We start from the raw sequence: 25,945 nt of genomic DNA on the forward strand, positions 1-25,945 counted from the left end.
TGCTGCCGGGCACCGGTCCCGGGACCGATCTCAGGGTTGGTTCCGGGTTGATCCCCCTTGTCCGCCCCCAACCTCCGGCGTACGCTCGCGATATATCGCGATACGTCACCGATAGATCACGACGTACCCGCTCACCGACATCCCCCACCGACCGAGGAGCACGACATGGGACACCAATGGCCCGGCACCGACTGGCCCGGCAACGACGAGAACAACCAAGGCAACGGCGGCGAGCCGGACTACCGCCGGCCGCGCGGGACGTCTGACTGGAGCAGCTGGGGGCAGGCGTTCTCCGGCGGCGGGCGCGGCCACCGCGGTGGTCCCCCGCCGTGGCTCGGCGAGATCTTCGGCTTCGCCACCGCCCAGCAGCGCCCGCAGCAGCGCGGCGCCCGCGTGCGCCGCGGCGACGTGAGGACCGCGATCATCGACGTGCTGCACCGCGCCCGCAAGGCCGACGAGCCGATCAACGGCTACCAGGTCATCCAGGAGATCGCCGAGCTCAGCAACGGCGAGTGGCGCCCCTCCCCCGGCTCGGTCTACCCGACGATCCAGCAGCTGCAGGACGAGGGGCTCGTGGAGTCGGACGACGAGCACGGCCGCCGCACCATCCGCCTCACCGACTCGGGCACGGCCTGGGCCGAGGAGAACGGCACCGAGCTCGCCGCCGTGTGGGCTCCCTTCGCCCGCACCGAGGAGGTCGCGGCCGACCAGCCGTCCGGGCACGCGGACATCAAGAGCGAGATCGGGCAGGTCGTCAGCGCCGTCTGGCAGCTGGCCACCCAGGGCTCGGAGCAGCAGAGGAAGGCCGCCCTCGGCGTGCTGGTCGACACCCGTCGCCGGCTCTACGGCATCCTCGCGGACGGACGGGACGGTGAGCGATGACCGTGCCGGACCCGCGCATGCGCATCGCTGACAGCGATCGCGAGCGTGCCATGGCAGACCTGGCGATGCACTACGCCGACGGGCGCCTCGACCACGAGGAGTACGACGAGCGGCTGGACGCCATCTGGACGGCGCGCACGCGTGCCGACCTGGCCCTGCTCTTCAACGACCTGCCGCGGCTCCAGCCCGCGCAGCCGGCGCGTCCGCCCGCCCGCGCACCCGGCCGTCCCGGGCCGCGCTTCCGGGTGCCGCTGCTCCCGGTCCTGGCCGTGCTGATCGTGCTGAGCGTGCTCGTCGAGGCGCCGCTGTTCCTGCTCATCTTCCCGCTGATGTGGTTCATGCACCGGCGTCGTGGTCCGTGGGCACCGCCCCCGCCGGGCCGCGCCGACTACCGCCGCCACGGGCGCTCGCACGGCTGGTAGGCCGAGCCGCCCGTAGGGCGGTCCCGTCTGCGACGATGGGCCCGTGACGTGGGAGGCGAGGGTCGTACGGGCACGCGCCCCACACGCCCTCGCCCGCGCGCTCGCGGCCACCACCGTCGCGGTCGCCGGCGCCGCGGCGGCCCACACCTGGGCGGGCGGCGACGTCCCGACGGGCCCCGGCCTGGCGCTGGTCGCCGCCGTGGTCCTGGGCGCGAGCCTGCTGGTCTTCCGGCGCGACGTGCCCGGCTGGGCCCTGCTGCCGGCGGTCGCGCTCGCCCAGCTCGGGGTGCACGAGTCCTTCGGACTCGTCGCCGCCCACGACCACACCGCCACCACCGCGGTCGCCGCTGGGGGGCAGGGCTGGTCCTGGCAGATGGTCGGGGCGCACGCCTTCGTCACCCTGCTGACGGCCGTCCTGTGGTGGGTCGGGCGGCGCGCGGCGTCCTGCGCCGTCTCAGTCCACGCGCACCCGCCCCTCCCGGTCGCCGCGCGCGTGCGGCACCGGCCGTCCGGTGCCACGACGCGCTCCTCGCTCGTCCTCCTGCTCGTCTCCCCGAGGCGGGGTCCCCCTCCGGTGGTCCTGCCCACCTGAGCCCGGTCCGGGCTCGGGTGGTCACGCGACCCCGACGACCCGCACCACACCTCAGGAGAGACATGTCCATCCGTACGTTCGCGCGCCTCGCCGCGCTCCCGGCCGCCACCGCCGCGGTCGCCCTGTCGTTCGCCGCCCCGGCGAGCGCGCACGTGACCGCCACGCCGTCGACGGCCGCGGCGGGCGCCTACACCGTCGTCACGTTCAGCGTCGGCCACGGCTGCGAGGGCTCGCCCACCACGAGGATCGAGATCCAGGTCCCGGAGTCGGTGCTCTCGGTGACCCCGAGCCGCCACCCCTTCTACGACGTCGAGAAGACCATCGAGCAGCTCGACGAGCCGGTGGCCGACGCCCACGGCAACGAGGTCACCGAGCGCACCGCGTCGATCGTCTACACCGCCACCACGCCGCTCCCCGACGGGCAGCGCGACGCCTTCGAGCTGTCCTTCCAGCTGCCCGACGCCGAGGGCGAGACGCTGAGCTTCCCGACGATTCAGACCTGCCAGAAGGGCGAGACCGGCTGGGTCGAGGTCCCTGCCGACGGGCAGGACCCCGACGAGCTCGAGAGCCCGGCGCCGGCCTTCGAGATCGTGGCCGCCGAGGCGGGCGGCCACGGTGACGACGCGTCCGCCGAGCCCGCCGCCGACGAGGCGGCCGAGGCGCCGGAGGGGTCCACCGACGAGACCGTCGCCGCGGACGCCGGCGACGCGTCGCCGGCGCTCGGGTGGGCAGGCCTCGTGGCCGGCCTGCTCGGACTGGCCGCCGGCGGCCTCGCCCTGGCGCGGACGCGCTCGTCGTCGTGACGTCGCGAGCCCGACCGGTGCGGCGGCGCCCGGCCCTCCCTGCGGGGTGGGTCCGGGTCGCTGCCGCGCTGGTCGCGCTCGCGCTCGTCGTGCTCGGCGCCGCTCCGGCCTCGGCACACGCCGAGCTGATCGACACCGACCCTGCCGAGGGCGCCGTGGTGGCGACGGCCCCCGACACCGTCACGCTGACCTTCAACGAGCCGGTGCGGCTGACGTCGCAGGAGATCGCGGTCTACGACGCGGCGGGCGACCAGGTCGAGGCGACCTCCCGGGCGAGCGGCACCGAGGTGACCGTCGGCCTCACCGGTGCGGCCGACCTCGCCGACGGCACCTACGTCGTGTCGTGGAACGTGCTCTCCGGCGACGGCCACCCGATCTCGGGTGCGCTGACCTTCTCGGTCGGCGCCCCCTCGGCGTCGGTGACGGCGACCCCCGAGCCGCAGAGCTCGTCGACCGCCGTGACGGTGGTCCGCGACGCCGTCACGGTCCTCACCTACGTCGGCCTGCTCCTCGCCGCCGGCCTCGCGCTCTTCCTGGCGCTGGTCCTCCCCCGCACCTGGCCGGGCACCGAGACGCGCGCGCGGCTGCGCCGCCTCCTCACGTACGCCGCCGGGGCGGGCGCGGCCGGCATCGTGCTGCAGGTGCCCGTCGCGGCCGTCTACGGGCAGGGGCTCGAGCTCGCCGACGTCGTGCCGGCGTTCGACCCCGGCCTGGTCGTCAACGAGCTGGTGAGTGCCGCGCTGGTGCTCGTCGGGCTGGGCGTCGCCGTCGGGTCGGCCTCCGAGGCGCCTCCCGACCGCACGCGCGGCCGGTTGCTGGCCGCGGGCGCGGTGCTGGCGCTCGCGGGACCGTCGGTGGTCGGGCACACCCGGGCCTTCGACCCGTCGGCGCTGCTGGTCGCGGCCGACGTCCTGCACCTCGTGGCGGGCGCGACGTGGCTCGGCGGGCTGGTCGGACTGGTGGTGTCGCTGCCGGCGCTCGCCGGCCGCGAGGTCCTGGCCGCGACCACCCTCGCCCGGTTCTCGACCCTCGCCGGCGGCCTGCTGCTGGCCGTCGCCGCCACCGGCACCTTCCTGGCCTGGCGCATCGTGGGGTCCTGGTCCGGGCTGGTCGAGACGCGCTACGGCTGGCTGCTCCTCGCCAAGGTCGCGATCGCCCTGCTGGTCGCGGGCCTCGGCGGCTGGAACCGGTGGCGCACCCTGCCGGCCGTCACCCGCGCGGTCGGCTTCGGCCACCGCGAGCGCGCCGCCGCTGCGGTCACCCGGACCGTTCGCGTGGAGGCGGTGCTGCTCGCCGCGCTGCTCGGCGTCACCGGCGTGCTGGTCAACCAGTCGCCGCGCCCCGAGCCCGTCACCGCCGCGTCCGGCACCACCGGGGTCGGCGCGGCCACCGCCGGCGACCTGCGGGTGCTGGCAGTGCTGGACCCGCGGCGTACGGGCTCCAACACCCTCCTGGTGCAGGTGCAGGACGCCGACGGCGAGCCCTACGACCCACCGGCCAACCCGGTCGTCTCGCTCCGCACCGAGGGACTCGACCTCGGCACGGTCGTGGTGACGCCGATCGCCGCCGGGACCTACCGCGGCGAGGTGGTGCTGCCGCGTGCCGGCGAGTGGGAGGTGCAGGTCGGCATCGCGCTGAGCCGCTTCGACAACCCGGTCACGACCCTCACGCTGAGCGTTCGACCGTGAGCTCCACCGGCACCGTGTGCAGGAAGCCGTCGACCCGCACCTGCGCGAAGAGGCGGTAGTCGCCGGGATCGTCGATCTCGGCGTGGAAGGTCAGCTCGGAGCCGGCCTCGGTGGCCTCCGGCGCGGCGAGCGGGTGCAGGTGCACCATCGCACCGGTCTCGCGGTGGAAGCCGGTCACGTGGCTGTAGGCGCCGAGGTAGGTGCCGAGCTCGACGGGCCGGCCCTCGGCGTCGCGCACGACCAGCCGCAGCTCGCCGTCGGGACCCGCCGTCGGGGCCTCGGAGACCGCCACCGAGACGGCCCGGTCCTCCGCGGCAGTGTCGCCGGGGTCGCCCGGCGGCAGCGCGAGCGGACGGCCCAGCACGACGTGGTCACCGTTGCCGCCCTCGTCGACCGCGACGAACTCGGTCACGACCCGGTAGCCACCGGCGTCGGGGACGTCGAACGGCGCCGTCCAGGTGCCGTCCTCGTCGCGCGTGGGGTGCAGGTGGCGGAAGACGGTGAGGTCGTCGTTGACGACGTAGAGGTGGAGCTCCTTCGTGAGCTCCTCGACGTAGTCGGTGACCGGCTCGCCGTCGTGGCCGTCGATGCGGAAGCGCAGCTCCCCGATGCCGTCGGGCCGCTCGCGGACCTGCAGGTCGGCGAGCGAGTAGCCGACCTCGCTGACGCGGGTGCCGTCGCCGACGGCGAGGGACGTGTGGCCCTGGCCGGGCGCGTGGGTGTGACCGGCCTCCACCTGGCCGCCGTCCCCGGCACTGCACCCGGCCAGCAGGGCCACGGCCACGACGAGCGGCAGGACCGGCAGGAGTGCGTGGCGGGCTGCGGGCTTCACGCGGACGATCCTGCCCCACGGCCCCTGACCGGCGTCACCGGTGCGCGAGGGTGGAGTCGAGCAGCGTCCGGAGGCTGGCGAAGTGGCGCTCCGCCGACTCCTCGTCGTAGGCCGAGGTGTCGGCCATGGAGTAGCCGTGCGGGCCGGGGAAGACCTCGTTGACCACGGGCAGGCCCGCGGCGGTGATCGCGTCGCCGAGCGCGGCGACGGCCTCGGGCGGCATCGACCGGTCGTGGGAGGCGTGCCCGAAGGCGAAGGCGGCCCGGGCCGTTGCGAGCGCGTGGTGCGGGCTGTCCGGTCCGTCGGTCACCAGGCCCCCGCCGTGCCAGCCGCCCACCGCGACGACGCCCGCGTCGATCCCGGCGGCCCGCACGGCGATGCGGGCGCCCATGCAGTAGCCGGTGACGCCCACGTCCTCCCCGGCGGTCTCGGGACGCGAGCGCAGCGCGGACAGGTAGGCCGGCAGGTCGCGTGCGAGCAGGTCGGTCGTGAGGCCGCGCACCCGCTCCATCGCGCCGGGCATGAACGCCTCGCGCGCGCCGGGCTCACGGAGGTCGGCGCTGGGTGCGAGCTCGGCTGCCTTCCCGTCGCGGTAGAAGACGTTGGGGGCCAGCACGGTGTAGCCCCACGACGCGATCCGGTCGGCCATCTCCTCGATGCGCGGCCGGAGCCCGATCGCGTCGATGACGAACAGGACGCCCGGCGCAGGTGCGCCGCCGGGCGCGGTGGCGAGGTAGGCCTCGGCGTCGCCGTCGGGCATGGTCAGGGTGAGGGTGGGCACCCTCCCGAGGCTAGCCTCAGCGCACCACCGCGACGGGGCACTCCGCGCGCTGCAGCACCGCCTGGCTCACCGAGCCCAGCAGCAGGCCGCCGAAGTAGCCCAGCCCGTGCGAGCCGACCACCACCAGCGAGGCGTTGCGCGACGCGTCGACCAGGCACGTCACCGGCGCCACCGGGACGGCCTCCTGCTCGATCACCACGTCCGGGTGGTCGGACCGCAGCCCGGCCACGCTCTCGGCGAGCAGGACCTGGCGGTGCGCCAGCCCCTTGAGGTCGCGGGGCTCGCTGCTCCACACGTCGGTCGAGGGGGCGTGGGTGCGCCAGGCGTGCAGCGCCACCACCGTCTCGCGGGTGCGCTCCGCACGCTGACACGCGTACTCCAGCGCCGCCGAGCTCGCCGTCGAGCCGTCCACGCCGACCACGATGCGGTGGGAGTCCGTCGCGCGCGCGGGACGTACGACGACCACCGGGCCGGGCGCGTGCCGCGCCAGGTGCTGACTCACCGAGCCGACGAGGAGGTCCGCGGCGCGGCCGTGCCCGCGGCTGCCGATCACCACCATGTCGGCGGAGACCGCGGCGCTCAGCAGCTCACCGGTCACGTGGCCGACGCGCGTCTCGACCTCGACGTCGAGGTCGCCCAGCGACTCCTCGACCCCGGCCAGCACCTTCTCGCCGCGGTGCACCGCCGCCGTGCCCCACGGCGAGGTGGGGACGTCGTCCACCGCGACGACGTGGAGGCCGCGGCCGGTGCCGTGCGCCTCCTCCGCCGCCCACCGGAGGGCGAGCTCGGCCTCCGCCGAGCCGTCGTAGGCGACCAGGATCCGTCGAGTGGCGTGCCGCGTGCTGTCCATGCGCCCAGCGTCGGCCGTGCGGGCGCGGTGCGGCAGGTGAGGACGTCCCCTCCCGGTGGGGTCCAAGGACCCTGCCGACCCCGGCCATGCCGCCGTACGGTCGCTGCATGGACGAGCCGATCACCCGCCTCGGCACCGAGGAGTGCTGGGAGTTCCTGCGGCGCCACGAGTTCGGCCGGCTGGCCCACCACCTCGCCGACGAGGTGCACATCGCGCCCGTCAACTACGCCGTCGACCACGACCCCGCCACGGGCCGGCGATCGCTGCTGTTCCGGACCGCCGAGGGGTCCAAGCTCCTCGGCGTCGTGATGAACCCCGACGTCGCCTTCGAGGTCGACGAGATCGTTGGCGAGCACGCCACCAGCATCGTGATGCGCGGCCGGGCCCGCCGCCTCGAGGAGGACGAGGAGCACCGCGCCGAGAACGTCCCGCTCCGCCCCTGGGTGGCCACCGAGAAGTGGAACGTCGTCGAGGTCGACGTGACCGAGATCAGCGGGCGCCGGTTCGAGCTGTCCCGTCCGTGGCGGCACATGACACCGGACTGAGCCCGACGGGGCTCGGACCAGCGCACCGTCCGCCTCCCAGGCCTTCCACCGCTTCGCGTGTGCCGTGCCACCGTCACTGATGACCGAGCCGCCGCCAGCGACAAGATCACCGTCCTGCGTTCCAGCGTCACCGCCGCGAAATGACGAAACGCCCGTCCCTCCCTGGGGAACGAGCGTTCCGTCCTGGTGGAGCTACTGCGTGATCACCTGTTCCGACTGCGGATCAGGGCCATCGCTCCGAGGCCGACGACGGTCACGTACGCGAGGCCGATCGTTGCCGACGCCAGGAACGCTGCCGGCACGAACCCACCGTCCATCCCAGCCGCATCCACTGCCGCCCAGACCAGGACGATGACGCCCGCTGCGAACATCACCCTCTGGGTCGTGCTGAGCCGCGAGTCGACGACCTGCTGTCGACCCGCCGATCGGAACACCCCGGCAGACGCCAGGACGAGCCCGACCATGCCGAGCATGAAGCCCGCGTAGACCAGGGCCGACCCGATCGTGCCGTCCCCGTTGAGCTGCGACAGCACGACCGCTGCCGCCACGAGGACGATCACCCCGACCACCCAGCGCTCACGGGTGGTCCAGTCGGACCAGTCCCTCACACGCACTGCGCGTTCCCGACGTAGGGGAACCACGTCACCCGCAGCCGCCTGCCGCTCGAGCAGATGCCACGGTTGCCGAGGTACACGAACGCCACCGCCGAGACGACCGCCGCGACCGCGCAGATGGCGGGACCACCGAGGCAGATGGCTGCAGCCAGCGCCGCCGCACCGCCCGCGAGGATCGCCCGCTGGTCGGTCGTGTTGAAGTAGATGCAGTTCTGCAGGAACCCGCACCCGCCGAAGCTGATCTCGTCCGCGCCCACCTTGCCGGCCTTGGGCTCACCGAAGCGCTTGTCCCACGCCTTGTCCCCTGTCGTCACGGGTGGTTCGACGGTCTCGGCCGGACGATGTGCTTCATGTGCGGGGTCCTCCCGTTGTGAACCAGCTCCAGCCGGTCCTGACTGGAACGGTGTTCCCATTTCCACGGGATGTCAACGAAACGGTAAGCAAGGGCATGGTCCCACCGATAGGAGCTGTCGGCGGTATAGTCCATGATCGTGGGACACCAGCGCATCTCGGCCGCGGATCTCTCCGCCGGTGAGCCCGGACGCGGAGGAACCGAAGGTCAGAGCTCTGACTGGACCCCCGCAAGGAGCTGACGTGCCATCACGATGCGCTGGACCTGGTTGGTGCCCTCGTAGATCTGGGTGATCTTGGCGTCGCGCATCATCCGCTCGACCGGGTAGTCGCGGGTGAAGCCGTAGCCGCCGAGGACCTGCACGGCGTTGACGGTGACCTCCATCGCGACGTCGGAGGCGAAGCACTTGGCCGCGGCGCCGAAGAAGGTGAGGTCGTCGTCGCCGCGCTCGGAGCGGCCGGCGGCGGCGTAGGTCATCTGCCGGGCCGCCTCGACCTTCATGCCCATGTCGGCGAGCATGAACTGCAGCCCCTGGAAGTCGGCGATCGACTTGCCGAACTGCTGGCGCTCCTTGGCGTAGTCGAGGGCGTAGTCGAGCGCTCCCTGCGCGACACCCACCGCCTGTGCGGCGATCGTGACGCGGGTGTGGTCGAGGGTCTTCATCGCGGTGGTGAAGCCCGACCCCTCCTCGCCGATCATCCGTGAGGCGGGGATGCGGACCTTGTCGAGGTAGACCTCGCGGGTGGGGCTGCCCTTGATGCCGAGCTTCTTCTCCGGGGCCCCGAACGACACGCCCTCGTCGGACTTCTCGACCACGAAGGCCGAGATGCCGCCACGGGTCTTCTTCTCCGGGTCGGTGACGGCCATGACGGTGTAGAACTCCGACTCGCCGGCGTTGGTGATCCAGCGCTTGACGCCGTCGAGCACCCACCCGTCGCCGTCGCGCACCGCGCGGGTCTTCATGCCGCCCGCGTCGGAGCCGGCGTCGGGCTCGGAGAGGCAGTAGGAGAAGCCGCCCTCGCCGCGCGCGAGCGCTCCGAGGTAGTGCTTCTTGAGCTCCTCGGAGCCCGCGATCTGCACCGGCAGCGAGCCCAGCTTGTTGACCGCCGGGATGAGCGAGGACGACACGCAGGCCCGCGCCACCTCCTCGATCACCAGGACGGTGGCGAGCGCGTCGGCGCCGGCGCCGCCGTACTCCTCCGGCACGTGCGGGGCGTGGAAGTCGGAGGCGAGCAGCGCCTCGGCGGCCTCGTGCGGGTAGCGCGCCTCCTCGTCGACGGCTGCGGCGTGGGGCGCGATCTTGGCGTCGGCCAGCGCGCGGACGGCCTCGCGGATGGCCTGGTGCTCCTCGGAGAGGGCGTAGAGGGGGAACTCGCTCATGGACGAGATTCTAGGACGTCCATGCTTTGCACAGCAGGTGTCGCGCGTGTGGCGATGGCCACCCCGCCGGGCCCCGTCAGGCGCCCAGGCGCTCCCCCGCGTCGGCAGCCTCGGCCGCCTCGGCGTCCCGCAGCGCGGCCTGCACGTCGAGGCCGCGGACCGCGGTGATGAGCTCCCCGAAGGCGGCGGCGGGCAGGGCGCCGGGCTGGGAGAAGACCAGCACGCCGTCCTTGAACGCCATGAGCGTGGGGATCGAGGTGATCTGGGCCGCGGCGGCGAGCGCCTGCTCGGCCTCGGTGTCGACCTTGCCGAAGACGATGTCGGGGTGCTGCTCGGAGGCAGCCTCGAAGACCGGGGCGAACTGGCGGCACGGGCCGCACCAGGAGGCCCAGAAGTCGACGATGACCATCTCGTTGACGGCGATCGTGGACTGGAAGTCGGTGGCGGTCAGGGCGGTCGTGCTCATGGTGCTCCTCTGCTGGGTGGGACCTGCGGTTCGGGCGGGGCGACCGACGGCCGCCTCACCCAGTGCAGCGCTCATACCCCATGGGGTATTCCCCACGTCATGCTGGCGCGCCTGCCTACGGTGGAGGCATGACCACCTCGAAGACCGGCCCCGTGAGCAGCGACTGGCAGGACCCGGCGACCGTCGACCGCATGCTCGACGAGGCGCAGACCTGGGCCGTGGTCGGCCTGTCGGGCGACCCCGGCCGTACGGCGTACTCGATCGCCGCGCTGCTGCAGGAGCGCGGCAAGCGGATCGTCCCCGTGCACCCGGTCTTCGCCGACCCGGCTGCACCCGCGGTGCTCGGCGAGCAGGGCTACGCCACGCTCGCCGACGTGCCGGTGCCGATCGACGTGGTCGACGTCTTCCGCCGCTCGGAGGCGGCCGGGGAGTTCGCCGACCAGGCGGTCGCGGTCGGCGCGGGAGGCGTGTGGTTCCAGCTCGGGGTCGTCGACGAGGACGCCTTCGCCCGGACGACGGCGGCGGGCGTGCCGATGGTGATGGACACCTGTCCGGCGATCGAGTGGCGCAAGCGCGGCCGCTAGCTGTGACCGGTGTCCACGCCCAGCGCGGCGAGACGCCGCCGTGCGTCGTCGAGCCCTCCCTGGTTGTCGGCGCGCTCGACCCCGCCGGTGAGGTCCTCGGTCGCCAGGCGCCCGGCGAAGTAGACGCCCTGGACGGCCTCGCGGAGCCGGCGGAAGGCGTCGAGGTGGCTGAGCTCCGCGTCGCCGAGCGGACCGCGCGCCCGGTAGGTGTCCAGGAAGGCCGACGCGTGCTCGCGCCCGCCGAGGTACATCACCGCTGAGGCGACGTCGTAGAGCACCGGGCCGCGGCGGGCGCCGGCCCAGTCGATCAGGCCGGTCACGCCGGTCGCGTCGTCGTGGACGAACGCCTCGGGCGTCGGGTCGGTGTGCAGCACCGACCACGTGAGGACGAGCGGATCGGTCTCGGCGCGCACGGCCTCGACGACGTCGACGAGCCACGGGTGGTCCGCGACGCCGGGAGCGTCGGGCGAGAGCCAGTCGACCGCGAAGTCCGAGGTGTCCGGGCCCGGGGCGGGTCCACCGGCCGCGTGGACGCCCGCGAGCACGCTCGCCATCCACACCTGCTCCTCGTCCGACTCGCCGTCGAGCTCGCGCCCCGGCACGTGCTCGAGGAGCGCGAGCGCGGCACCGGGCGCGACGAGGTGCCCGTCACGGGTGGGCACCGGCCGGCCGGTCACGAAACCCGCCTCGGCGAGGGCGGTGGCGACCTCGCTGCCCGCCAGGAGGGCGTCGACACCGGCCGGCGCGACGTGCTTGGCGACGTAGGTCCTGCCCCGGTGCTCGACGAGCCAGGTCTCGGAGTTCATGCCGCCGCCCAGCGGACGCACCCGCGCCGCCGCCAGCTCCCAGTGCTCGGCCAGCAGCTCGCTCGGGTCCCTCATCCGTCGAGGTCGACCGTCGCCTCGGCCATCGTGATGCCGAGCTGCCCGAGGGCCTCCTCGAGCACCCACATCACGTCGAGGGTGTCCTGCAGCGGCATCAACGGGCTCTCGGTGAGGCCCGCGGCCAGGCAGCGCTGCACCTCCTCGGCCTGGTGGACGTAGCCACGCCCGGTGGGCAGCCGCTCCACGTCGTCGGGCTCGGCCCCGTTGCGTCGTACGACGAGCGCGCTGGGGTGGTAGAACGGCGGGACGAGCTCGATGGATCCTTCGGTGCCGACGACGATCGCCCGGCCGGGCGTCTGGCTGGCGAGCGTGCAGATGAGCGACGCAGCCCGGCCGTCGTCGTAGGAGAGCTGGATGGCGGCCGACCGGTCGGCGCCGTTGGGGTAGGTCGTGCCGGTCGTGGTGACCCGGTCCGGGCGGCCGAGGAGGTGCTGGGCCAACGACACCGGGTAGACGCCGAGGTCGAGGACGGAGCCGCCGCCGAGCGCGAGGTCGAAGAGCCTGCTGGTGGGGTCGAAGTCGCGCTGGGCCCCGAAGTCGGCCTGCACCAGCAGCACCTCCCCCACCTCGCCGGCGGCCACGAGGTCGCGGACGTGGGCCACGGCGGGCTGGAAGCGGGTCCACATCGCCTCCATGCAGAACACCTCGGCGGCACGGGCGGCGGCGACCACCGCCTCCGCGCCGGCCAGGGTGGCGGTGAAGGCCTTCTCCACCAGCAGCGGGACGCCGGCCTCGATCGCGGCCAGCGCGAGGTCGTGGTGCTGCGGGTGCGGGGTCGCGAGATAGACGACGTCGACGTCGCCGCGGCGACCGGCCTCGACGAGGTCGCGGTAGGTGCCCGCCCCGGGAGCACCGAAACGCTCCGCGAACGCCGCGGCCGAGGACGGCGCGCGGCTGCCGACGAAGGCGAGCTCGGCGTCCTCCACGAGCGCGAGGTCGGAGGCGAAGGCGGCGGCCATCCCACCGGTGGCGGCGATTCCCCAGCGTGTCGTCATGGGAGGACCATAGACACCACGTGCTCCGCGATCGCGAGGCTCGAGGTCGCGCCGGGTGACGGCGCGTTGCGCACGCAGGTGACGCCGTCGTCCCGGGTGATGCGGAAGTCGTCGACGAGGCTGCCGTCGCGGTCGACCGCCTGGGCACGCACGCCGCTGCCCGCGCGGGTCACGTCGGCGACGCCGATGTCGGGGACGTAGCGCGAGGCCGACCGCATGAAGGCCCGTTTCGACGCCGAGCCGACGACCTCGTCGACGCCCGTGCGCCAGTGCTCCCGCGCCAGTCGCCAGAACCCCGGCCACGCCAGCACGTCACGCAGGTCGGCGGCCGACACGTCGCGACGCCGGTAGCCCTCGCGCCGCGTGGCGAGCACCGCGTTGGGTCCGACCTCGAGCGAGCCGTCGACCCGCCGGGTGAAGTGGACGCCGAGGAAGGGGTAGCGCGGGTCGGGCACCGGGTAGACCATGCCGCGCACCAGGTCCTGCTTCGCGGCCGTGACGCCGAGGTACTCCCCCCGGAACGGCAGGATCGCCGGGCTGCGCTCACCGTCGACGAGGGCGGAGACGCGGTCGGCCTGCAGCCCCGCCGCGACCACCACGTGGTCGAAGCGCAGCGGCGTGGCGTCGCCGTCGACCTGCACGAGGACCGTGTCGCCCTCCCGCCGGATGCCGATCACGCGAGCCCCGAGGCGTACGCCTCCTCCCGCCGCGAGGACCTCACCGGCGAGCGCGTCCGTGATCGCGGGGTAGTCGGTGATGGCGGTCTCCGGGGAGTGGAGCGCGGCCAGCCCGCGCGCGTGCGGCTCGACGTCCGTGATCTCCCCGGCAGCGAGCCGGCGCAGGCCCGGCACGCCGTTGGCGCGGGCGGTCTCCTCGAGGGCGTCGAAGCGGCCCATCTCGTCGGCGTCCACCGCGACGACGAGCTTGCCGCAGGCGTCGTAGGCGATCGCGTGCTCGGCACAGAAGTCGCGGAGCAGCCCGCGGCCCCGCGCGCACAGCTCGGCCTTGAGGCTGCCCGGCTTGTAGTAGATGCCGGCGTGCACGACGCCGGAGTTGTGCCCGGTCTGGTGGGCGGCGAGCCGGCCCTCCTTCTCGAGCACCACGACCTCGGTGCCCGGGCGCCGACGGACGACTTCGCGCGCGATCGCGACGCCGAGGATGCCTCCACCCACGACGCCCACCCGCTGCTCCCCCACGGGCCAGACGGTGGCCCCTCGGACGGTCGCCGTCAAGCGACGGCGCCATTCATCCCACAATGGGGGGATGCGCGACCTCCACGTCCCTGCCGGCCCGGGCCTGCCCGAGGGCCTCGTCGTGCCCGCGGCCGAGCTCGTGGAGCGCTTCTCGAAGTCGCCCGGACCGGGCGGTCAGTCGGTCAACACGACCGACTCGCGCGTCGAGCTGGAGTACGACGTCGCGTCCTCGACGGCGCTCACCGACACGCAGCGACGGCGCGCGCTGCGGCGCTGGCCGGGCGGCACGGTGACCATCGCGGCGTCCGAGCACCGGTCCCAGCACCGCAACCGCGTCGCGGCACGCGAGCGACTCGCCGACCTGCTTCGCGAGGCGCTGGCACCGCCGCCCCCGCCGCGCCGGCCGACGAGGCCGAGCCGCGGCGCGAAGGAGCGACGGCTGAAGGCGAAGAAGGAGCGGGGCTCGACGAAGGCGCTGCGCGGGAAGGTGCGCGACCGGGACTAGAAGCCCACCCGGCGGGTGTCGCCCGCCGCCGCCCGGCGTACGACGTCGCCCTTGGCGTGGGCGGTCTCGGCGAGCCCGGCCTGGTAGTCGACGAGGCGCTGCTGCAGGTCGGGGTCGCTGGTGGCGAGGATCCGCGCGGCGAGGATGCCGGCGTTCTTCGCGTTGCCGATCGCGACGGTGGCGACCGGGATGCCGCCGGGCATCTGGACGATCGAGAGCAGCGAGTCCATGCCGTCGAGGTACTTCAGCGGCACGGGCACGCCGATCACGGGCAGCGGCGTCACCGAGGCGAGCATGCCCGGCAGGTGGGCCGCTCCCCCGGCGCCGGCGATGACGACCGACAGCCCGCGGGTGTGCGCCTGGCGACCCCACTCGATCATCTCCGTGGGCATGCGGTGCGCGGAGACCACGTCGGCCTCCCACGCGACGCCGAGCTCGGTGAGGATCTCGCCGGCGGCCTGCATGACCGGCCAGTCGGAGTCCGAGCCCATCACGATGCCGACCTTCGCTGCGGTGTCCGTGCTGTCACTCATGTCGTGGCTCCCATCCGCCGTGCTCACTCGCTCTCGTTGCCCAGGTCGCCGCGGAACCACGCGGCGGCGTGCCGGGCGCGCTCGAGGCAGTCCTCGAGGTCGTCGCCGTAGGCGTTGACGTGGCCGACCTTCCGGCCGGGTCGCAGGTCCTTGCCGTAGAGGTGCACCCGCAGCTGCGGGTCGCGGGCCATCGCGTGCGGCAGGCCGTCGTAGAGGTGGCCGCTGTCGGTGGGTCCGCCGAGGATGTTGACCATCACGGTCCAGCGCTCACGTGGGGCCGGCGAGCCCAGCGGGAGGTCCATGACGGCGCGGAGATGATTCTCGAACTGGGACGTCACGGCGCCGTCCTGGGTCCAGTGGCCGGTGTTGTGCGGACGCATCGCCAGCTCGTTGACCAGGATCCGGCCGTCGGTCGTCTCGAAGAGCTCGACGGCGAGGATGCCCGTGACGTCGAGCGCACCGGCGACGCGCAGGGCGATCTCCTGCGCCTGACCGGCCAGGGCGGGCGCGAGGTCCGGGGCGGGGGCCACGACCTCGTGGCAGATGCCGTCGAGCTGGGTGGACGCGACGACGGGGTAGGCCGCGGCCTGCCCGCTCGGGGCACGGGCGACCAGGGCCGAGAGCTCGCGACGGAAGTCGACCAGCTCCTCGGCCAGCACCTCGACGCCGGCCGCTGCGGCGGTGTCGAAGGCGACCTGCGCCTCGTCGAGGGCGCGCACCACCCACACGCCCTTGCCGTCGTAGCCGCCGCGGGTGGTCTTCAGCACGCACGGCAGGCCGAAGGCCTCGACGTCGGCGGTCGAGGTGACGACGGCGTTGCGCGGGCACGGGACGTCGAGCTCGCCGAGGCGGCGGCGCATCACCGCCTTGTCCTGGGCGTGGACGAGGGCCTCGGGGCCGGGGCGGACGGCGATGCCTTCGTCGGCCAGCGCGTGCAGGTGGGCCGTCGGCACGTGCTCGTGGTCGAAGGTGACCACGGCGGCTCCGTCGGTGACCTTGCGGAGCGTCGGCAGGTCGGTGTAGTCGCCCACCAGGTGGTCGGGGATCACCTGGGCGGCCGAGACGCCCTCGGCCTCGGCGAGCAGGCGCAGCGGCAGCCCGAGCGCGATGGCGGGCTGGGCCATCATGCGGGCCAGCTGGCCGCCCCCGATGACAGCGAGCGTGGGAGCGCGGTGCGAGCCGGTCGAGGACACGACCGGAGCCTATAGAAGGTGCCTGCGCCGGCGGCGTCCGGCCTCGGCCGGAGGGTCAGCTGACGACGCTGCCGGCGACCGGCTCGAAGCGCAGCCCGCGACCGCGGTGGGTGGTGATCAGCGTGGGGTTGCGAGGGTCGTCGCCGAGCTTGCGGCGCAGCCACCCCAGGTGCACGTCGATGGTCTTGGAGTTGGTGTAGAACGACGTCTGCCACACGTCGGCCATCAGCTCGCCGCGGGTGACGATGTCGCCCGGGCGCGCCATCAGGGCGTGCAGGAGCTGGAACTCCTTGCGGGAGAGCCTGATCTCGCGGTCGCCACGCCACACCTGTCGCGAGGTGGGGTCGAGTCGTACGTCCTGCACAGCCAACACGCGGTGAAACGTAGGGATCCGCCGACCCCGAGGTGGTCCTTATGGGTGAATTGTGGACGACTGGTCTGGTCCACCTCGAGCCAACGGCCGGCGGGTCAGCGACGGGTCAGCGGCGGGTCAGCGGCGGCGTACGGCCACCGGCTCCACGAGCCCGAAGCCGCGCACCGGGCGGGCCGGCAGCCGCCGGTCCTCCCACTCCTCGTCGGGGAGCAGGTCGGCGGTGTTCTGGTCGACGATGAGCCGGTTGCGGCGCGCGACCTGGGTCAGCCGGGCCGCCATGTTGACCGGCGGCCCGAAGATGTCGCCGAGGCGCTGGACGACGGGACCGCTGGCCAGGCCGAGCCGGACGTCGGGCATCTTGGGGTCGCGGCCGATCACGTTGATGATCCCCTCGGCCACCCCGACGGCCTCCTCGGCGGTGTTGGTGACGAAGAGGACCGAGTCGCCGAGGCTCTTGATGATGCGGCCGCCGTAGCGGGCCACCACGTCCTGGCACCGGCTCTCGAAGACCTCGACGAGGTCGCCGATCTCGTCGCGGTCGAGGGTGTTGGACAGCGCGGTGAAGGAGACCAGGTCGGCGAAGCCGACGCTCACGTCGATGGTGTGGAGGTCCTCGTCCTTGGCGCCCATCGCCTCGATCCGGCCGACGGCGGCGGCGAGGTGGCGGCGCCAGGCGTAGACCAGGAGCCGCTCGAAGGGCGGGTTGACCTCGTCGATGAGCCGCATCGCCGACCCGATGCGCGAGCCGGTGGCCTCGTCGCCCGCCTCCATCTCCTCCACCCGGCTGACCAGCGTGGAGACCTCCCAGTCGGCGAGGCGGGCCATGGTCTGGCCCACGCCGCGGGTGAGGTTGACGGCCGTGTCGAAGTCGACCGCCCCGGAGTCGACGAAGCCCATGAGGGTCGAGACGGCCTCGATGTCGGCGGCCGTGTAGGCCTTCTCGCCGCTGAACTCGGGGAAGCCGAGCGCGCGCCACAGCCGGCGGGTCTGCTCGATCGTCACCCCTGTCTCGGCGGCCACCTCGAGGGCGTTGAAGGCCGGCTCGCTGCGCAGGATGGCGTGGTCGAGCTGCTCCCCGGGCGCCCCGTGCGGGCCGTCGTCCCGGGGTCCGCCGCGGCGCTTGCGGTCAGGCGCCATCGTCGCTGCGGTCGCCACTCGAGAGGCGGTGCAGCTCCTCGGAGACCTGCAGCTGCACCTTCTCGACGTCGGGGACGTCGTGGAGCATGACGCTGCCGGAGGTGCTGGCGTCGGAGACGACCAGCGTGCCGCAGCCGAAGACCCGGTCGATGACGCCGATCTCGAAGTCCACGCCGCTGATGCGGTTGAGCGGGATGGTGCGGCCCTCCTTGGCGATGAAGCCGGAGCGCTTGATGAAGCGACGGTTGGTGAACGTGTAGGTCGTGGTCAGCCACGCCACCACGGGCCTCAGCACGAACCAGATCGCCACGAGGACCGAGACCGCGCCGGCGACCGCCCCGACCGCCGTCGAGTCCGTGACCCGGCTGAGCACGACCACCGCGGCGACGAGCAGGAGCAGCACGAGGACCGGACCGATGAGCGCCTTGGGGTGCGTGCGGGTGGAGACGACGACGTGCTCACCGGGGTTGAGGAGCTTGCTCGGGAACGCCACGCGCCGATCATGTCACCCGGCGTCGCACCCTGCTAGGCGGGACGCACGTGCACGACGTCGCCCGCGGCAACCGTGAACGCCCCGTCGTCGGTGCCGACCACGAGCGCGCCGCTCGCGTCGATGTCGAGCGCCTCACCGCGTCGTACGTCGCCTCCGGGCAGGTGGACGTCGACGGTCCGGCCGAGCGTCACGCACACGTCGGCGTAGGCCCGGCGCAGCGACTCCACGTCGTCGAGCAGGCCCTGCAGCCCGCGCAGCGAGCCGAGCACCTGGCTCAGCAGGCCGGTCCGCTCCACCGGCTCCCCCGTCTCGAGGGAGACCGAGGTGGCCAGCGCGACGGGGAGCTCGTCGAGCGTCTGGTCGACGTTGATGCCGACGCCGACGACCGCCACCGGGCCGTCGTCGGTCTCGACCCGCTCGACGAGGATGCCGCAGACCTTGCGGCCGGTGCCCGACCCGTCGTCGACGAGCACGTCGTTGGGCCACTTGAGCGCGACGTCGGGCAGGCGGTCGGCCAGCGCTGCCTGGACGGCGTACCCGGTCAGCAGCGGCAGCCACGACCACGACGCGGGCGGCACGTCGGGGCGCAGCAGCACCGAGAACGTCAGCGACGAGCGGGCCGGGGTCTCCCACGACCGGTCGAGGCGGCCGCGCCCGGCGGTCTGGTGCTCGGTGACGAGGACGAGCCCCGGCTGCTCCCCGCCACGGGCGCGCTCAACGACCGCCGCGTTGGTCGACGGGGTGGACTCGACGACCTCCACGCGCCACCCCGCGGGCGCCGCGACGCGGTCGAGGTCGAGTGGTGGGCGAGGTGCCGGGCTGGACGTCATGGGGTCTAGATTGCCCCACATGAGCGCACAGCCGGGTGAGGGCACCGACGTCCCCGCCGACCTCGACCTGCACACCACCGCCGGAAAGCTCGCGGACCTCGAGCGACGCCTCGACGAGGCGGTGCACGCCGGGTCGGCGAAGGCGATCGAGAAGCAGCACGCCAAGGGCCGCAGGACCGCGCGCGAGCGGATCGAGATGCTCTTCGACGAGGGCACCTTCGTCGAGCTCGACGAGCTCGCCCGGCACCGCTCGACCGCGTTCGGCCTGGAGAAGAACCGTCCCTACGGCGACGGCGTGGTCACCGGCTACGGCGAGGTCAACGGCCGGATGGTGTGCGTCTTCAGCCAGGACTTCACCGTCTTCGGCGGCTCGCTCGGCGAGGTCTACGGCGAGAAGATCACCAAGGTGATGGACCTCGCCATCAAGACCGGCTGCCCGATCATCGGCATCAACGAGGGCGCCGGCGCCCGCATCCAGGAGGGCGTGGTCTCCCTCGGCCTCTACGGCGAGATCTTCCGCCGCAACGTGCACGCCTCGGGCGTCATCCCGCAGATCAGCCTGATCATGGGCAACTGCGCCGGCGGCCACGTCTACTCCCCCGCGGTCACCGACTTCACGATCATGGTCGACCAGACCTCGGCGATGTTCATCACCGGGCCCGACGTCATCAAGACCGTCACCGGCGAGGACGTCACGATGGAGGACCTCGGCGGCGCGCGCACCCACAACACCAAGTCGGGCAACGCCCACTACATGGCCTCCGACGAGGAGGACGCCCTCGAGTACGTCAAGGCGATGCTGTCGTTCCTCCCGCAGAACAACCTCGACCCGGCACCGACCTTCGACGAGGTGCCCGACATGGAGGTCACCGGCACCGACCGGGCCCTGGACCGGATCATCCCGGACGGCGCGAACCAGCCCTACGACATGCACGACGTGATCACGGCCGTGCTCGACGACGAGGACTTCCTCGAGGTCCAGGAGCTGTTCGCCCCCAACATCCTGATCGGCTTCGGCCGCGTCGAGGGCCAGTCGGTCGGCGTGGTCGCCAACCAGCCGATGCAGTTCGCCGGCACGCTCGACATCGACGCCTCGGAGAAGGCCGCACGGTTCGTGCGCTTCTGCGACGCGTTCAACATCCCGGTGCTGACCTTCGTCGACGTGCCCGGCTTCCTGCCCGGCACCGACCAGGAGTGGGACGGCATCATCCGCCGCGGCGCCAAGCTCATCTACGCCTACGCCGAGGCCACGGTCCCGCTGGTCACCGTCATCACCCGCAAGGCCTACGGCGGCGCCTACGACGTCATGGGCTCCAAGCACCTCGGCGCCGACATCAACGTCGCCTGGCCCACCGCCCAGATCGCCGTGATGGGCGCCCAGGGCGCGGCCAACATCCTGCACCGCAAGACCCTGAAGAAGGTCGCCGAGGAGGGCGGGGACGTCGAGGCCCGGCGCGCCGAGCTCATCGACGAGTACGAGACCACCCTCGCCAACCCCTACATCGCCGCCGAGCGGGGCTACATCGACGCCGTCATCGCCCCCCACGAGACGCGCATCGAGATCATCCGCTCGCTCCGGCTGCTGCGCACCAAGCGGGAGACCCTCCCGCCCAAGAAGCACGGGAACATCCCGCTGTGACGGACGAGCAGCGACCGCAGCCCGTGCTCACGGTCGTGAACCCCGACGCCACCCCCGAGGAGATCGCCGCGCTCGTCGCGGTGTTCTCCGCCCTCGGGTCGGACGGCGGCCAGGCGCCGGAGCGGCCCCGGTCGACGTGGAGCCACCCCGCGCGAGGCGTACGACGCACGCACCGCAGCGGCCCGGGCGCCTGGCGCGCCAGCGGTCTGCCGCAGTAGGCCCGCAGCCCGCGACCTGACTGGACCACTGCGTCAAGGTTCACCCGACGTTCGGCCCACGGCCCCCGCCGCCGCTCGCGCGGACGTACGTTGCCGTCACCGCAGGACTCCGGTGGGGGTGGACCATGTCAGCTCGTCGATGGTTGGTGCTGCTGGTCGCGGGCGCGCTCACCACGAGCGGCCTCGCCGCCGTGCCCGCGTCCGCCGGGCCCGGCGACGTGCACCCGAGGGTGCAGGCTGCCCGGCCGACGAAGCTGACCCTCAGGACGAGCGCCGAGGAGGCCGTCTACGGCTCCCGCGTGACGCTCTCCGGCAAGCTCACCGCGGGCCGTACGGCGCTCAAGCGCCAGAAGGTGGTGATCCGGCAGCGGACCGCGACGGCCAAGGGCTCCGTCAAGGTCGCCACCGCCACCACCGACCGCCGGGGCCGGTGGCGTGCCACCGTCACCGTCCGCGTGCGCAGCACCTGGGTCGCGACCTACAAGGGGACGAGGACCTGGGCCCGGTCGACGTCGCCCAAGAGGCAGGTCGACGTGTTCGCGCCGCTCACCGACTTCGCCGTCGCTCCGGGCGGCCGCGACGCCTACAAGGACGAGGACTGGACGTTCACCGCGCGGACGGCGCCGGAGCTCGCAGGCCGGTCGGTCCGGCTGCTGCGAGGTCCGTTCCGCGCCCCGACCACCCTGCGCACCGCCACGATCGGCCCCGGCGGCGCCGTCGCCATTACCCACCGGATGGCCGAGGTCGGGCAGGCGGACTACTGGGTGTCCGTCGACGGCTCCGCCCTGATGTACGGCGCCGACTCCCCGCGCGCCTCGATCCGGACCCGTGCCGAGGGCGCGCCCACGATGCCCAGCATCGCCACGGCCTCGCTGCCGACGACCGAGGTGCACGTGCCGTACCAGGCCAACCTGGTCGGAGGTGGCGGCGAGCTGACGTGGTCGGCGCTCAGCGCCCTCCCCCCGGGCCTCGACCTGTCCCCCGCCGGGGTGGTGAGCGGCGCTCCCTCCCAGGTCGGGACCTGGCAGGTCGACGTACGCGCCACGAACGTCGTCGGCTCGGCCACCCGCACCGTGTCGTTCACGAGCGCGCCGGGATCGTTGACGGTGACGACGTGGCCCCTGGAGGACGGCGCCGTCGGCGTCGACTATCCCGAGGGGTCCTTCACCTCCCGCGGCGAGCAGGAGCTGAGCTGCACCCCCTGCCCCGATGGCGCGACCTGGTCGGTCACGGCCGGCGCACTCCCTCCCGGCCTCGAGATGGACTACGACGACCTGATCGAGGAGTCCTACGTCTTCGGGCGGCCGACGGTCGCCGGCCTCTACACCTTCACCGCCACCGCCGTCCTCGGCGGACGCTCGGGCAGCAGGACGTTCACCATCAGGGTGCTGCCCAGCGCCGCCGAGCTGCTGCGGATCTACTACGACCCCCGCTTCGAGGACGTCCCGCCCGGGGAGGTCGGACAGCCCTACACCCACCAGCTCACGACGGTGGGCAACCAGCCCGGCGTCACGTGGTCGTCGTTGGCCGAGCTCCCTCCCGGACTGACGCTCTCCCCGAGCGGAGTCCTCTCGGGCACGCCGACCGTCGCCGGCTACGGCTGGCTCTACGTCGCGGTCACCGACGGCACCCGCTACGACTGGCAGGGCCTGTCGCTCACCGTCGCTCCGTGACCGACCTCCCTCAACAGTGGAGCCGACGGCCCGACCTAGCGGCCGCGCGCTCCACTGTCGGCGCGCGACTGTCCACAGGCGACATCCGCGCGGTGGCGCGGGCACGCTCGGGCGGGCGATGGTCGGGACATGCCCACCCGTACGCCGAGCTCGCTGGACCTGCCAGCCCTGCGCCAGCTGCTGCGCGCGCAGGACGGCGTGGTCGCGCGTAACCAGCTGGTGTCGATCGGCGCCTCGCGGGCCGACGTAAGGCGGATGCTCGCGAGACGCGACCTCGTCGAGGTGCACCCGCGCGTCTACGTGACGCACACCGGCCGCCCGAGTCGGCGGCAGCTCGAGTGGGCCGCCGTGCTCGCGTGCGCCCCGGCCGCCCTGCACCGGGAGTCCGCCCTGGACGCCCACGGGATGAGCCGCGACCGGACCCCGACGTCGTACCAGCCGCCCATCCACCTCCTCGTCGACCGGGACCGCCGCATCACGCCACCTGCCGGCGTGGTCCTCGAGCGGGTGGCCGGGCACCAGAGGTGGGTGCAGCCCCGCCGGCCGCCAAGGGCCGCGTTCGAGTACGCCGTCCTGAAAGCCGCGGCGGACCGTGACGAGGCGGGAGCGGTGGCGCTGCTGTCCGACGCGGTCCACCAGGGCCTCACCACCGCAGACCGTCTGGTGGCGACGATCGCCGCCCTCCCCCGGCTTCGGCAGCGCGCGCTGCTCACCGAGGTGCTCGCCGACGTCGCTGCGGGCACGCGGTCGGTCCTCGAGCGCCGCTACCTGCGCGACGTCGAGCGCGCGCACGGCCTGCCCTCGGGCGAGCGCCAGCTGCGTCAGCACACCGGGGCGGGCGTCGTGTTCCGCGACGTCCGGTATCCCGAGCAGCGCACGCTCGTCGAGCTCGACGGCGCCTTCGGCCACCGCGACTCCGTCGACCGCTGGGCGGACCTGCAGCGCGACCTCGACGCGTCGGTGAGCGACCACGTCACGCTCCGCCCCGGTTGGGCACAGGTCCTCGAGCCGTGTCGCCTCGCCGCGATCGTCGGACAGGTGCTGCAGCTGCGCGGGTGGACCGGGGCGCTGCGACCGTGCGGACCGCGGTGCCCGGTCGTCGACAGTGGAGCGACCGGCCCGACCTAGCGGCCGCGCGCTCCACTGTCGGGTGGAGGCTAGGGTCGCGAGCGTGACCCGCCCCATCGACGCCCTGTGCGACGCCTACGTCGACGACTACTGCGCCCTCGACCCGCTGACCGCCACCTCGATCGGTGTCGCCGGGCACGAGCACGAGATGACCGACTTCTCCCCCTCCGGCTTCGACGCGCGCCTCGAGCTGGCCCGTCGTGCGGTGGCCGCCGTCGAGGCCGCGACACCCGTCGACGACCGCGAGGCCGCGGCCAGGGACGCGTTCCTCGAGCGCACCCGGCTGGAGATCGAGCTGGAGGAGGCGGGCGTCAACCGCTCGCGCATGTCGGTGCTGTGGAGCCCCCTGCACGAGGTCCGCGGCGTCTTCGACCTGATGCCCACCGAGGGCGAGGAGGCCGTCGCGGCCGTCGCGGCCCGGCTCGCCGGGGTGCCCGCCGCGCTCGAGGGGCTGCGCGTCACGCTGGCCGACGAGGCGCGCAAGGGCAACGTCGTCGCCTCGCGGCAGTACGCCGAGGTGGCCGAGCAGGTGCGCCGCTGGACCGGGCAGGTCGGCGAGGCGGGCGACTTCTACCTCGGGCTCGTCGACCGCCTGCAGGGCGGCGACCGCGCCGAGCTGCGCGCCCTGGCCGGCGCCGCGAGCGCCGCCACCGCGGCCTTCGGGCTGTTCCTCACCGACGAGCTCGAGCCCCAGGGCAAGGAGCGCGAGGGCGTCGGGCGCGAGGTCTACGCCCTCGCCAGCCGCTACTTCCTCGGCGCCGAGGTCGACCTCGACGAGACCTACGCCTGGGGCTGGGCCGAGCTCCAGCGCCTGTCCGACCTGATGGACGCCACCGGCGAGCGGATCCTCCCCGGGTCCGACGTCGACGCCGCGGTGGCGCACCTCGACGCCGACCCCGAGCGCGTCGTCCACGGGCGCGAGGCGTTCCGCGACTGGATGCAGGACCTCGCCGACCGCACGATCGAGGCGATGACCGACGTGCACTTCGACATCCCCGAGCCGATCCGGCGCATCGAGTGCATGCTCGCGCCCACCAACGACGGCGGCATCTACTACACCGGCCCCTCGGAGGACTTCGAGCGACCGGGCCGCATGTGGTGGTCGGTGCCCGACGGCATCGACGACTTCCACCCCTGGCGCGAGGTGACGACCGTCTTCCACGAGGGGGTGCCCGGCCACCACCTGCAGGTCGCGCAGACGGCCTACCGCCGCGACACCCTCAACCGCTGGCAGCGGCTCATGTGCTGGTGCAGCGGCCACGGGGAGGGCTGGGCGCTCTACGCCGAGCGGCTCATGGAGGAGCTCGGCTTCCTCGACGACCCGGCCGACCTGCTCGGCATGCTCGACGGCCAGTCGCTCCGCGCCGCACGCGTGATCGTCGACATCGGCATGCACCTCGAGCTCGAGATCCCCGACAACCGGCTCGGGCCCGGCGGCGCCCCGTTCCACCCCGGCGAGACCTGGACGCCGGACCTGGGCCTGGAGTTCATGCGGCTGCACTGCCGGATGGACGACGAGGTCATCCAGTTCGAGGTCAAGCGCTACCTCGGCCTGCCGGGCCAGGCCCCGTCCTACAAGGTCGGCGAGCGCATCTGGCTCGAGGCCCGCGAGGAGGTCCGGCAGCGCCAGGGCGCCGGCTTCGACCTGAAGGCCTTCCACCGCGCGGCGCTCGACCTGGGCTCGCTCGGCCTCGACCCGCTGCGCACGGCGCTGGGGCGGCTGTGACGACCGCCCGCGTCCCGCTCGTCCTCGCCTCGGCCTCCCCCGCGCGCCTGGCCACCCTGCGCGCCGCCGGCATCGAGCCGGTCGTGATCGTGAGCGGCGTCGACGAGGACCAGGTGGACGGCCTTCCGCCGGCCGAGCTGGCGCTCCAGCTCGCCGAGCTCAAGTGCGCCGCGGTCGCCGCGCGGGACGACGTACCTCCCGGCGCGCTCGTCCTGGGCTGCGACTCGGTGCTCGAGCTGCAGGTCGCGCCCGGCTCCGACGGGCACGGCGAGGCGCTCGGCAAGCCCCGCGACGCCGACGAGGCCCGGGACCGGTGGCGGGCGATGCGCGGGCGCACCGCGGTGCTGCACAGCGGCCACAGCCTGCGCGAGGTGGCCACGGGACGGGTGGCGGCGGCGACCGGGTCGACCGTGGTGCACTTCGCCGACGTCGACGACGAGGAGGTCGACGCCTACGTGGCCACCGGCGAGCCGCTGCACGTGGCCGGCGCGTTCACCATCGACGGGCTAGGCGGCGCCTTCGTGCGCGGCATCGAGGGCGACCACCACAACGTGGTCGGCGTGAGCCTGCCGCTGCTGCGCGAGCTGGTGCTCGAGCTCGGCCACGCGTGGCCCGACCTGTGGACCTGACCCGA

30 protein-coding genes are annotated in these 25,945 nt (G+C 73.6%); 14 read left to right on the forward strand and 16 right to left on the reverse strand.

Features of this window, described 5'->3' with window-relative positions; translation table 11 throughout:
* Positions 1 to 165: 165 nt before the first annotated feature.
* From NCI01_RS11305 to NCI01_RS11325, 5 genes are all read left to right on the forward strand, one after another.
* Positions 166 to 882 (forward strand): PadR family transcriptional regulator, encoded by a 717-nt coding sequence (locus NCI01_RS11305; RefSeq protein WP_254181580.1) that lies wholly within the window; start codon positions 166 to 168, stop codon positions 880 to 882.
* Complete coding sequence (locus tag NCI01_RS11310) at positions 879 to 1,304, forward strand: DUF1707 SHOCT-like domain-containing protein (protein ID WP_254181581.1); 426 nt, start codon at positions 879 to 881, stop codon at positions 1,302 to 1,304. Before NCI01_RS11305 ends, NCI01_RS11310 begins: the two co-directional genes overlap by 4 nt.
* 43 nt (positions 1,305 to 1,347) lie before the next feature.
* Positions 1,348 to 1,896: a hypothetical protein gene (locus NCI01_RS11315; RefSeq protein WP_254181582.1), complete on the forward strand. Its 549-nt coding sequence runs from the start codon at positions 1,348 to 1,350 to the stop codon at positions 1,894 to 1,896.
* Between the two features lie 62 nt (positions 1,897 to 1,958).
* Positions 1,959 to 2,699: a YcnI family copper-binding membrane protein gene (locus NCI01_RS11320; RefSeq protein WP_254181583.1), complete on the forward strand. Its 741-nt coding sequence runs from the start codon at positions 1,959 to 1,961 to the stop codon at positions 2,697 to 2,699.
* Positions 2,696 to 4,387 carry a copper resistance CopC/CopD family protein gene (locus tag NCI01_RS11325; protein WP_254181584.1) on the forward strand — a complete coding sequence of 564 codons (1,692 nt, stop codon included), beginning with the start codon at positions 2,696 to 2,698 and terminating at the stop codon, positions 4,385 to 4,387. Before NCI01_RS11320 ends, NCI01_RS11325 begins: the two co-directional genes overlap by 4 nt.
* Here the strand turns inward: NCI01_RS11325 and NCI01_RS11330 are convergent.
* Genes NCI01_RS11330 through NCI01_RS11340 form a run of 3 tightly spaced genes read right to left on the reverse strand, consistent with a single transcriptional unit; the run spans position 4,365 to position 6,850 of the window.
* The gene (locus NCI01_RS11330; protein WP_254181585.1) at positions 4,365 to 5,219 is read right to left on the reverse strand and encodes a DUF8832 domain-containing protein; all 855 of its coding nucleotides are present in this window, start codon (positions 5,217 to 5,219) and stop codon (positions 4,365 to 4,367) included. The genes NCI01_RS11325 and NCI01_RS11330 overlap by 23 nt on opposite strands.
* A 34-nt stretch (positions 5,220 to 5,253) precedes the next feature.
* Positions 5,254 to 6,000 carry a dienelactone hydrolase family protein gene (locus tag NCI01_RS11335; protein ID WP_254181586.1) on the reverse strand — a complete coding sequence of 249 codons (747 nt, stop codon included), beginning with the start codon at positions 5,998 to 6,000 and terminating at the stop codon, positions 5,254 to 5,256.
* A 16-nt stretch (positions 6,001 to 6,016) separates the two neighbouring features.
* Positions 6,017 to 6,850: a universal stress protein gene (locus tag NCI01_RS11340; RefSeq protein WP_254181587.1), complete on the reverse strand. Its 834-nt coding sequence runs from the start codon at positions 6,848 to 6,850 to the stop codon at positions 6,017 to 6,019.
* Between the two features lie 107 nt (positions 6,851 to 6,957).
* On the opposite strand from NCI01_RS11340, the gene NCI01_RS11345 reads away from it, so the two are divergent.
* Positions 6,958 to 7,395, forward strand: a complete 438-nt coding sequence (locus NCI01_RS11345) for a pyridoxamine 5'-phosphate oxidase family protein (RefSeq protein WP_254181588.1) — start codon at positions 6,958 to 6,960, stop codon at positions 7,393 to 7,395.
* Between the two features lie 203 nt (positions 7,396 to 7,598).
* Here NCI01_RS11345 and NCI01_RS11350 read toward each other — a convergent pair whose 3' ends face one another.
* The 4 genes from NCI01_RS11350 to trxA all read right to left on the reverse strand — a co-directional run bounded on the left by NCI01_RS11350 (position 7,599) and on the right by trxA (position 10,207).
* A complete protein-coding gene (locus NCI01_RS11350; RefSeq protein WP_254181589.1) occupies positions 7,599 to 8,003 on the reverse strand; it encodes a hypothetical protein in 405 nt (134 codons plus the stop codon).
* Positions 8,000 to 8,323: a hypothetical protein gene (locus tag NCI01_RS11355; RefSeq protein WP_254181590.1), complete on the reverse strand. Its 324-nt coding sequence runs from the start codon at positions 8,321 to 8,323 to the stop codon at positions 8,000 to 8,002. The genes NCI01_RS11350 and NCI01_RS11355 overlap by 4 nt, the downstream gene beginning before the upstream one ends.
* A gap of 245 nt (positions 8,324 to 8,568) precedes the next feature.
* Positions 8,569 to 9,741: an acyl-CoA dehydrogenase family protein gene (locus NCI01_RS11360; RefSeq protein ID WP_254181591.1), complete on the reverse strand. Its 1,173-nt coding sequence runs from the start codon at positions 9,739 to 9,741 to the stop codon at positions 8,569 to 8,571.
* 76 nt (positions 9,742 to 9,817) lie between these two features.
* Complete coding sequence (gene trxA, locus NCI01_RS11365) at positions 9,818 to 10,207, reverse strand: thioredoxin (RefSeq protein WP_254181592.1); 390 nt, start codon at positions 10,205 to 10,207, stop codon at positions 9,818 to 9,820.
* A gap of 128 nt (positions 10,208 to 10,335) precedes the next feature.
* Between trxA and NCI01_RS11370 the strand changes: the two genes are divergently transcribed.
* On the forward strand, positions 10,336 to 10,791 hold the full coding sequence (locus tag NCI01_RS11370; protein ID WP_254181593.1) for a CoA-binding protein: 456 nt from the start codon (positions 10,336 to 10,338) through the stop codon (positions 10,789 to 10,791).
* Here the strand turns inward: NCI01_RS11370 and NCI01_RS11375 are convergent.
* From NCI01_RS11375 to lhgD, 3 genes are read right to left on the reverse strand one after another with little or no spacing between them, the layout of a single operon-like run.
* Positions 10,788 to 11,672 carry a phosphotransferase enzyme family protein gene (locus NCI01_RS11375; RefSeq protein ID WP_254181594.1) on the reverse strand — a complete coding sequence of 295 codons (885 nt, stop codon included), beginning with the start codon at positions 11,670 to 11,672 and terminating at the stop codon, positions 10,788 to 10,790. The two genes, NCI01_RS11370 and NCI01_RS11375, sit on opposite strands and share 4 nt — an antisense overlap.
* Positions 11,669 to 12,670, reverse strand: coding sequence for a Gfo/Idh/MocA family protein (locus tag NCI01_RS11380; RefSeq protein WP_254181595.1), 1,002 nt, complete (start codon positions 12,668 to 12,670; stop codon positions 11,669 to 11,671). The genes NCI01_RS11375 and NCI01_RS11380 overlap by 4 nt, the downstream gene beginning before the upstream one ends.
* Positions 12,667 to 13,866, reverse strand: coding sequence for an L-2-hydroxyglutarate dehydrogenase (lhgD, locus tag NCI01_RS11385; RefSeq protein ID WP_254181596.1), 1,200 nt, complete (start codon positions 13,864 to 13,866; stop codon positions 12,667 to 12,669). The genes NCI01_RS11380 and lhgD overlap by 4 nt, the downstream gene beginning before the upstream one ends.
* A 67-nt stretch (positions 13,867 to 13,933) precedes the next feature.
* On the opposite strand from lhgD, the gene arfB reads away from it, so the two are divergent.
* Entirely contained in the window at positions 13,934 to 14,368 is a 435-nt protein-coding gene (gene arfB / locus NCI01_RS11390) for an alternative ribosome rescue aminoacyl-tRNA hydrolase ArfB (protein WP_254181597.1), read from the forward strand.
* Here the strand turns inward: arfB and purE are convergent.
* From purE to NCI01_RS11420, 6 genes are all read right to left on the reverse strand, one after another.
* Positions 14,365 to 14,901, reverse strand: coding sequence for a 5-(carboxyamino)imidazole ribonucleotide mutase (gene purE / locus NCI01_RS11395; protein ID WP_254181598.1), 537 nt, complete (start codon positions 14,899 to 14,901; stop codon positions 14,365 to 14,367). The genes arfB and purE overlap by 4 nt on opposite strands.
* A gap of 23 nt (positions 14,902 to 14,924) precedes the next feature.
* Positions 14,925 to 16,094: a 5-(carboxyamino)imidazole ribonucleotide synthase gene (locus NCI01_RS11400; protein ID WP_308213214.1), complete on the reverse strand. Its 1,170-nt coding sequence runs from the start codon at positions 16,092 to 16,094 to the stop codon at positions 14,925 to 14,927.
* Between the two features lie 55 nt (positions 16,095 to 16,149).
* The gene (locus tag NCI01_RS11405; protein WP_254181599.1) at positions 16,150 to 16,467 is read right to left on the reverse strand and encodes a winged helix-turn-helix domain-containing protein; all 318 of its coding nucleotides are present in this window, start codon (positions 16,465 to 16,467) and stop codon (positions 16,150 to 16,152) included.
* A gap of 117 nt (positions 16,468 to 16,584) precedes the next feature.
* A complete protein-coding gene (locus tag NCI01_RS11410) occupies positions 16,585 to 17,604 on the reverse strand; it encodes an adenylate/guanylate cyclase domain-containing protein (RefSeq protein ID WP_254181600.1) in 1,020 nt (339 codons plus the stop codon).
* Positions 17,594 to 18,097, reverse strand: a complete 504-nt coding sequence (locus tag NCI01_RS22740; RefSeq protein WP_254181601.1) for a PH domain-containing protein — start codon at positions 18,095 to 18,097, stop codon at positions 17,594 to 17,596. The genes NCI01_RS11410 and NCI01_RS22740 overlap by 11 nt, the downstream gene beginning before the upstream one ends.
* 32 nt (positions 18,098 to 18,129) lie before the next feature.
* The gene (locus NCI01_RS11420; protein WP_254181602.1) at positions 18,130 to 18,927 is read right to left on the reverse strand and encodes a biotin--[acetyl-CoA-carboxylase] ligase; all 798 of its coding nucleotides are present in this window, start codon (positions 18,925 to 18,927) and stop codon (positions 18,130 to 18,132) included.
* A gap of 19 nt (positions 18,928 to 18,946) precedes the next feature.
* Between NCI01_RS11420 and NCI01_RS11425 the strand changes: the two genes are divergently transcribed.
* From NCI01_RS11425 to NCI01_RS11450, 6 genes are all read left to right on the forward strand, one after another.
* Positions 18,947 to 20,566: an acyl-CoA carboxylase subunit beta gene (locus tag NCI01_RS11425; RefSeq protein ID WP_254181603.1), complete on the forward strand. Its 1,620-nt coding sequence runs from the start codon at positions 18,947 to 18,949 to the stop codon at positions 20,564 to 20,566.
* Positions 20,563 to 20,784, forward strand: a complete 222-nt coding sequence (locus tag NCI01_RS11430) for an acyl-CoA carboxylase subunit epsilon (protein ID WP_254181604.1) — start codon at positions 20,563 to 20,565, stop codon at positions 20,782 to 20,784. The genes NCI01_RS11425 and NCI01_RS11430 overlap by 4 nt, the downstream gene beginning before the upstream one ends.
* A 125-nt stretch (positions 20,785 to 20,909) precedes the next feature.
* Complete coding sequence (locus NCI01_RS11435; RefSeq protein WP_254181605.1) at positions 20,910 to 22,457, forward strand: putative Ig domain-containing protein; 1,548 nt, start codon at positions 20,910 to 20,912, stop codon at positions 22,455 to 22,457.
* A 129-nt stretch (positions 22,458 to 22,586) separates the two neighbouring features.
* Positions 22,587 to 23,585, forward strand: a complete 999-nt coding sequence (locus NCI01_RS11440) for a hypothetical protein (RefSeq protein ID WP_254181606.1) — start codon at positions 22,587 to 22,589, stop codon at positions 23,583 to 23,585.
* Between the two features lie 43 nt (positions 23,586 to 23,628).
* On the forward strand, positions 23,629 to 25,311 hold the full coding sequence (locus NCI01_RS11445) for a DUF885 domain-containing protein (protein ID WP_254181607.1): 1,683 nt from the start codon (positions 23,629 to 23,631) through the stop codon (positions 25,309 to 25,311).
* Positions 25,308 to 25,940 carry a Maf family protein gene (locus tag NCI01_RS11450; protein ID WP_254181608.1) on the forward strand — a complete coding sequence of 211 codons (633 nt, stop codon included), beginning with the start codon at positions 25,308 to 25,310 and terminating at the stop codon, positions 25,938 to 25,940. The genes NCI01_RS11445 and NCI01_RS11450 overlap by 4 nt, the downstream gene beginning before the upstream one ends.
* Positions 25,941 to 25,945 lie beyond the last annotated feature (5 nt).

Origin of the sequence: Nocardioides pinisoli, from assembly GCF_024199985.1 — a bacterium.
GTDB classification, from domain to species: Bacteria; Actinomycetota; Actinomycetes; order Propionibacteriales; family Nocardioidaceae; genus Nocardioides; species Nocardioides pinisoli.

Coding starts and splice junctions, on each gene's coding strand:
- NCI01_RS11345 (WP_254181588.1), top strand. CDS start 6,958: ATGGACGAGCCGATCACCCGCCTCGGCACCGAGGAGTGCTGGGAGTTC.
- NCI01_RS11420 (WP_254181602.1), bottom strand. CDS start 18,927: ATGACGTCCAGCCCGGCACCTCGCCCACCACTCGACCTCGACCGCGTC.
- NCI01_RS11370 (WP_254181593.1), top strand. CDS start 10,336: ATGACCACCTCGAAGACCGGCCCCGTGAGCAGCGACTGGCAGGACCCG.
- NCI01_RS11320 (WP_254181583.1), top strand. CDS start 1,959: ATGTCCATCCGTACGTTCGCGCGCCTCGCCGCGCTCCCGGCCGCCACC.
- NCI01_RS11410 (WP_254181600.1), bottom strand. CDS start 17,604: ATGGCGCCTGACCGCAAGCGCCGCGGCGGACCCCGGGACGACGGCCCG.
- purE (WP_254181598.1), bottom strand. CDS start 14,901: ATGAGTGACAGCACGGACACCGCAGCGAAGGTCGGCATCGTGATGGGC.
- NCI01_RS11440 (WP_254181606.1), top strand. CDS start 22,587: ATGCCCACCCGTACGCCGAGCTCGCTGGACCTGCCAGCCCTGCGCCAG.
- NCI01_RS11305 (WP_254181580.1), top strand. CDS start 166: ATGGGACACCAATGGCCCGGCACCGACTGGCCCGGCAACGACGAGAAC.
- trxA (WP_254181592.1), bottom strand. CDS start 10,207: ATGAGCACGACCGCCCTGACCGCCACCGACTTCCAGTCCACGATCGCC.
- NCI01_RS11380 (WP_254181595.1), bottom strand. CDS start 12,670: ATGACGACACGCTGGGGAATCGCCGCCACCGGTGGGATGGCCGCCGCC.
- arfB (WP_254181597.1), top strand. CDS start 13,934: ATGCGCGACCTCCACGTCCCTGCCGGCCCGGGCCTGCCCGAGGGCCTC.
- NCI01_RS11360 (WP_254181591.1), bottom strand. CDS start 9,741: ATGAGCGAGTTCCCCCTCTACGCCCTCTCCGAGGAGCACCAGGCCATC.
- NCI01_RS11310 (WP_254181581.1), top strand. CDS start 879: ATGACCGTGCCGGACCCGCGCATGCGCATCGCTGACAGCGATCGCGAG.
- NCI01_RS11425 (WP_254181603.1), top strand. CDS start 18,947: ATGAGCGCACAGCCGGGTGAGGGCACCGACGTCCCCGCCGACCTCGAC.
- NCI01_RS11435 (WP_254181605.1), top strand. CDS start 20,910: ATGTCAGCTCGTCGATGGTTGGTGCTGCTGGTCGCGGGCGCGCTCACC.
- NCI01_RS11375 (WP_254181594.1), bottom strand. CDS start 11,672: ATGAGGGACCCGAGCGAGCTGCTGGCCGAGCACTGGGAGCTGGCGGCG.
- NCI01_RS11340 (WP_254181587.1), bottom strand. CDS start 6,850: ATGGACAGCACGCGGCACGCCACTCGACGGATCCTGGTCGCCTACGAC.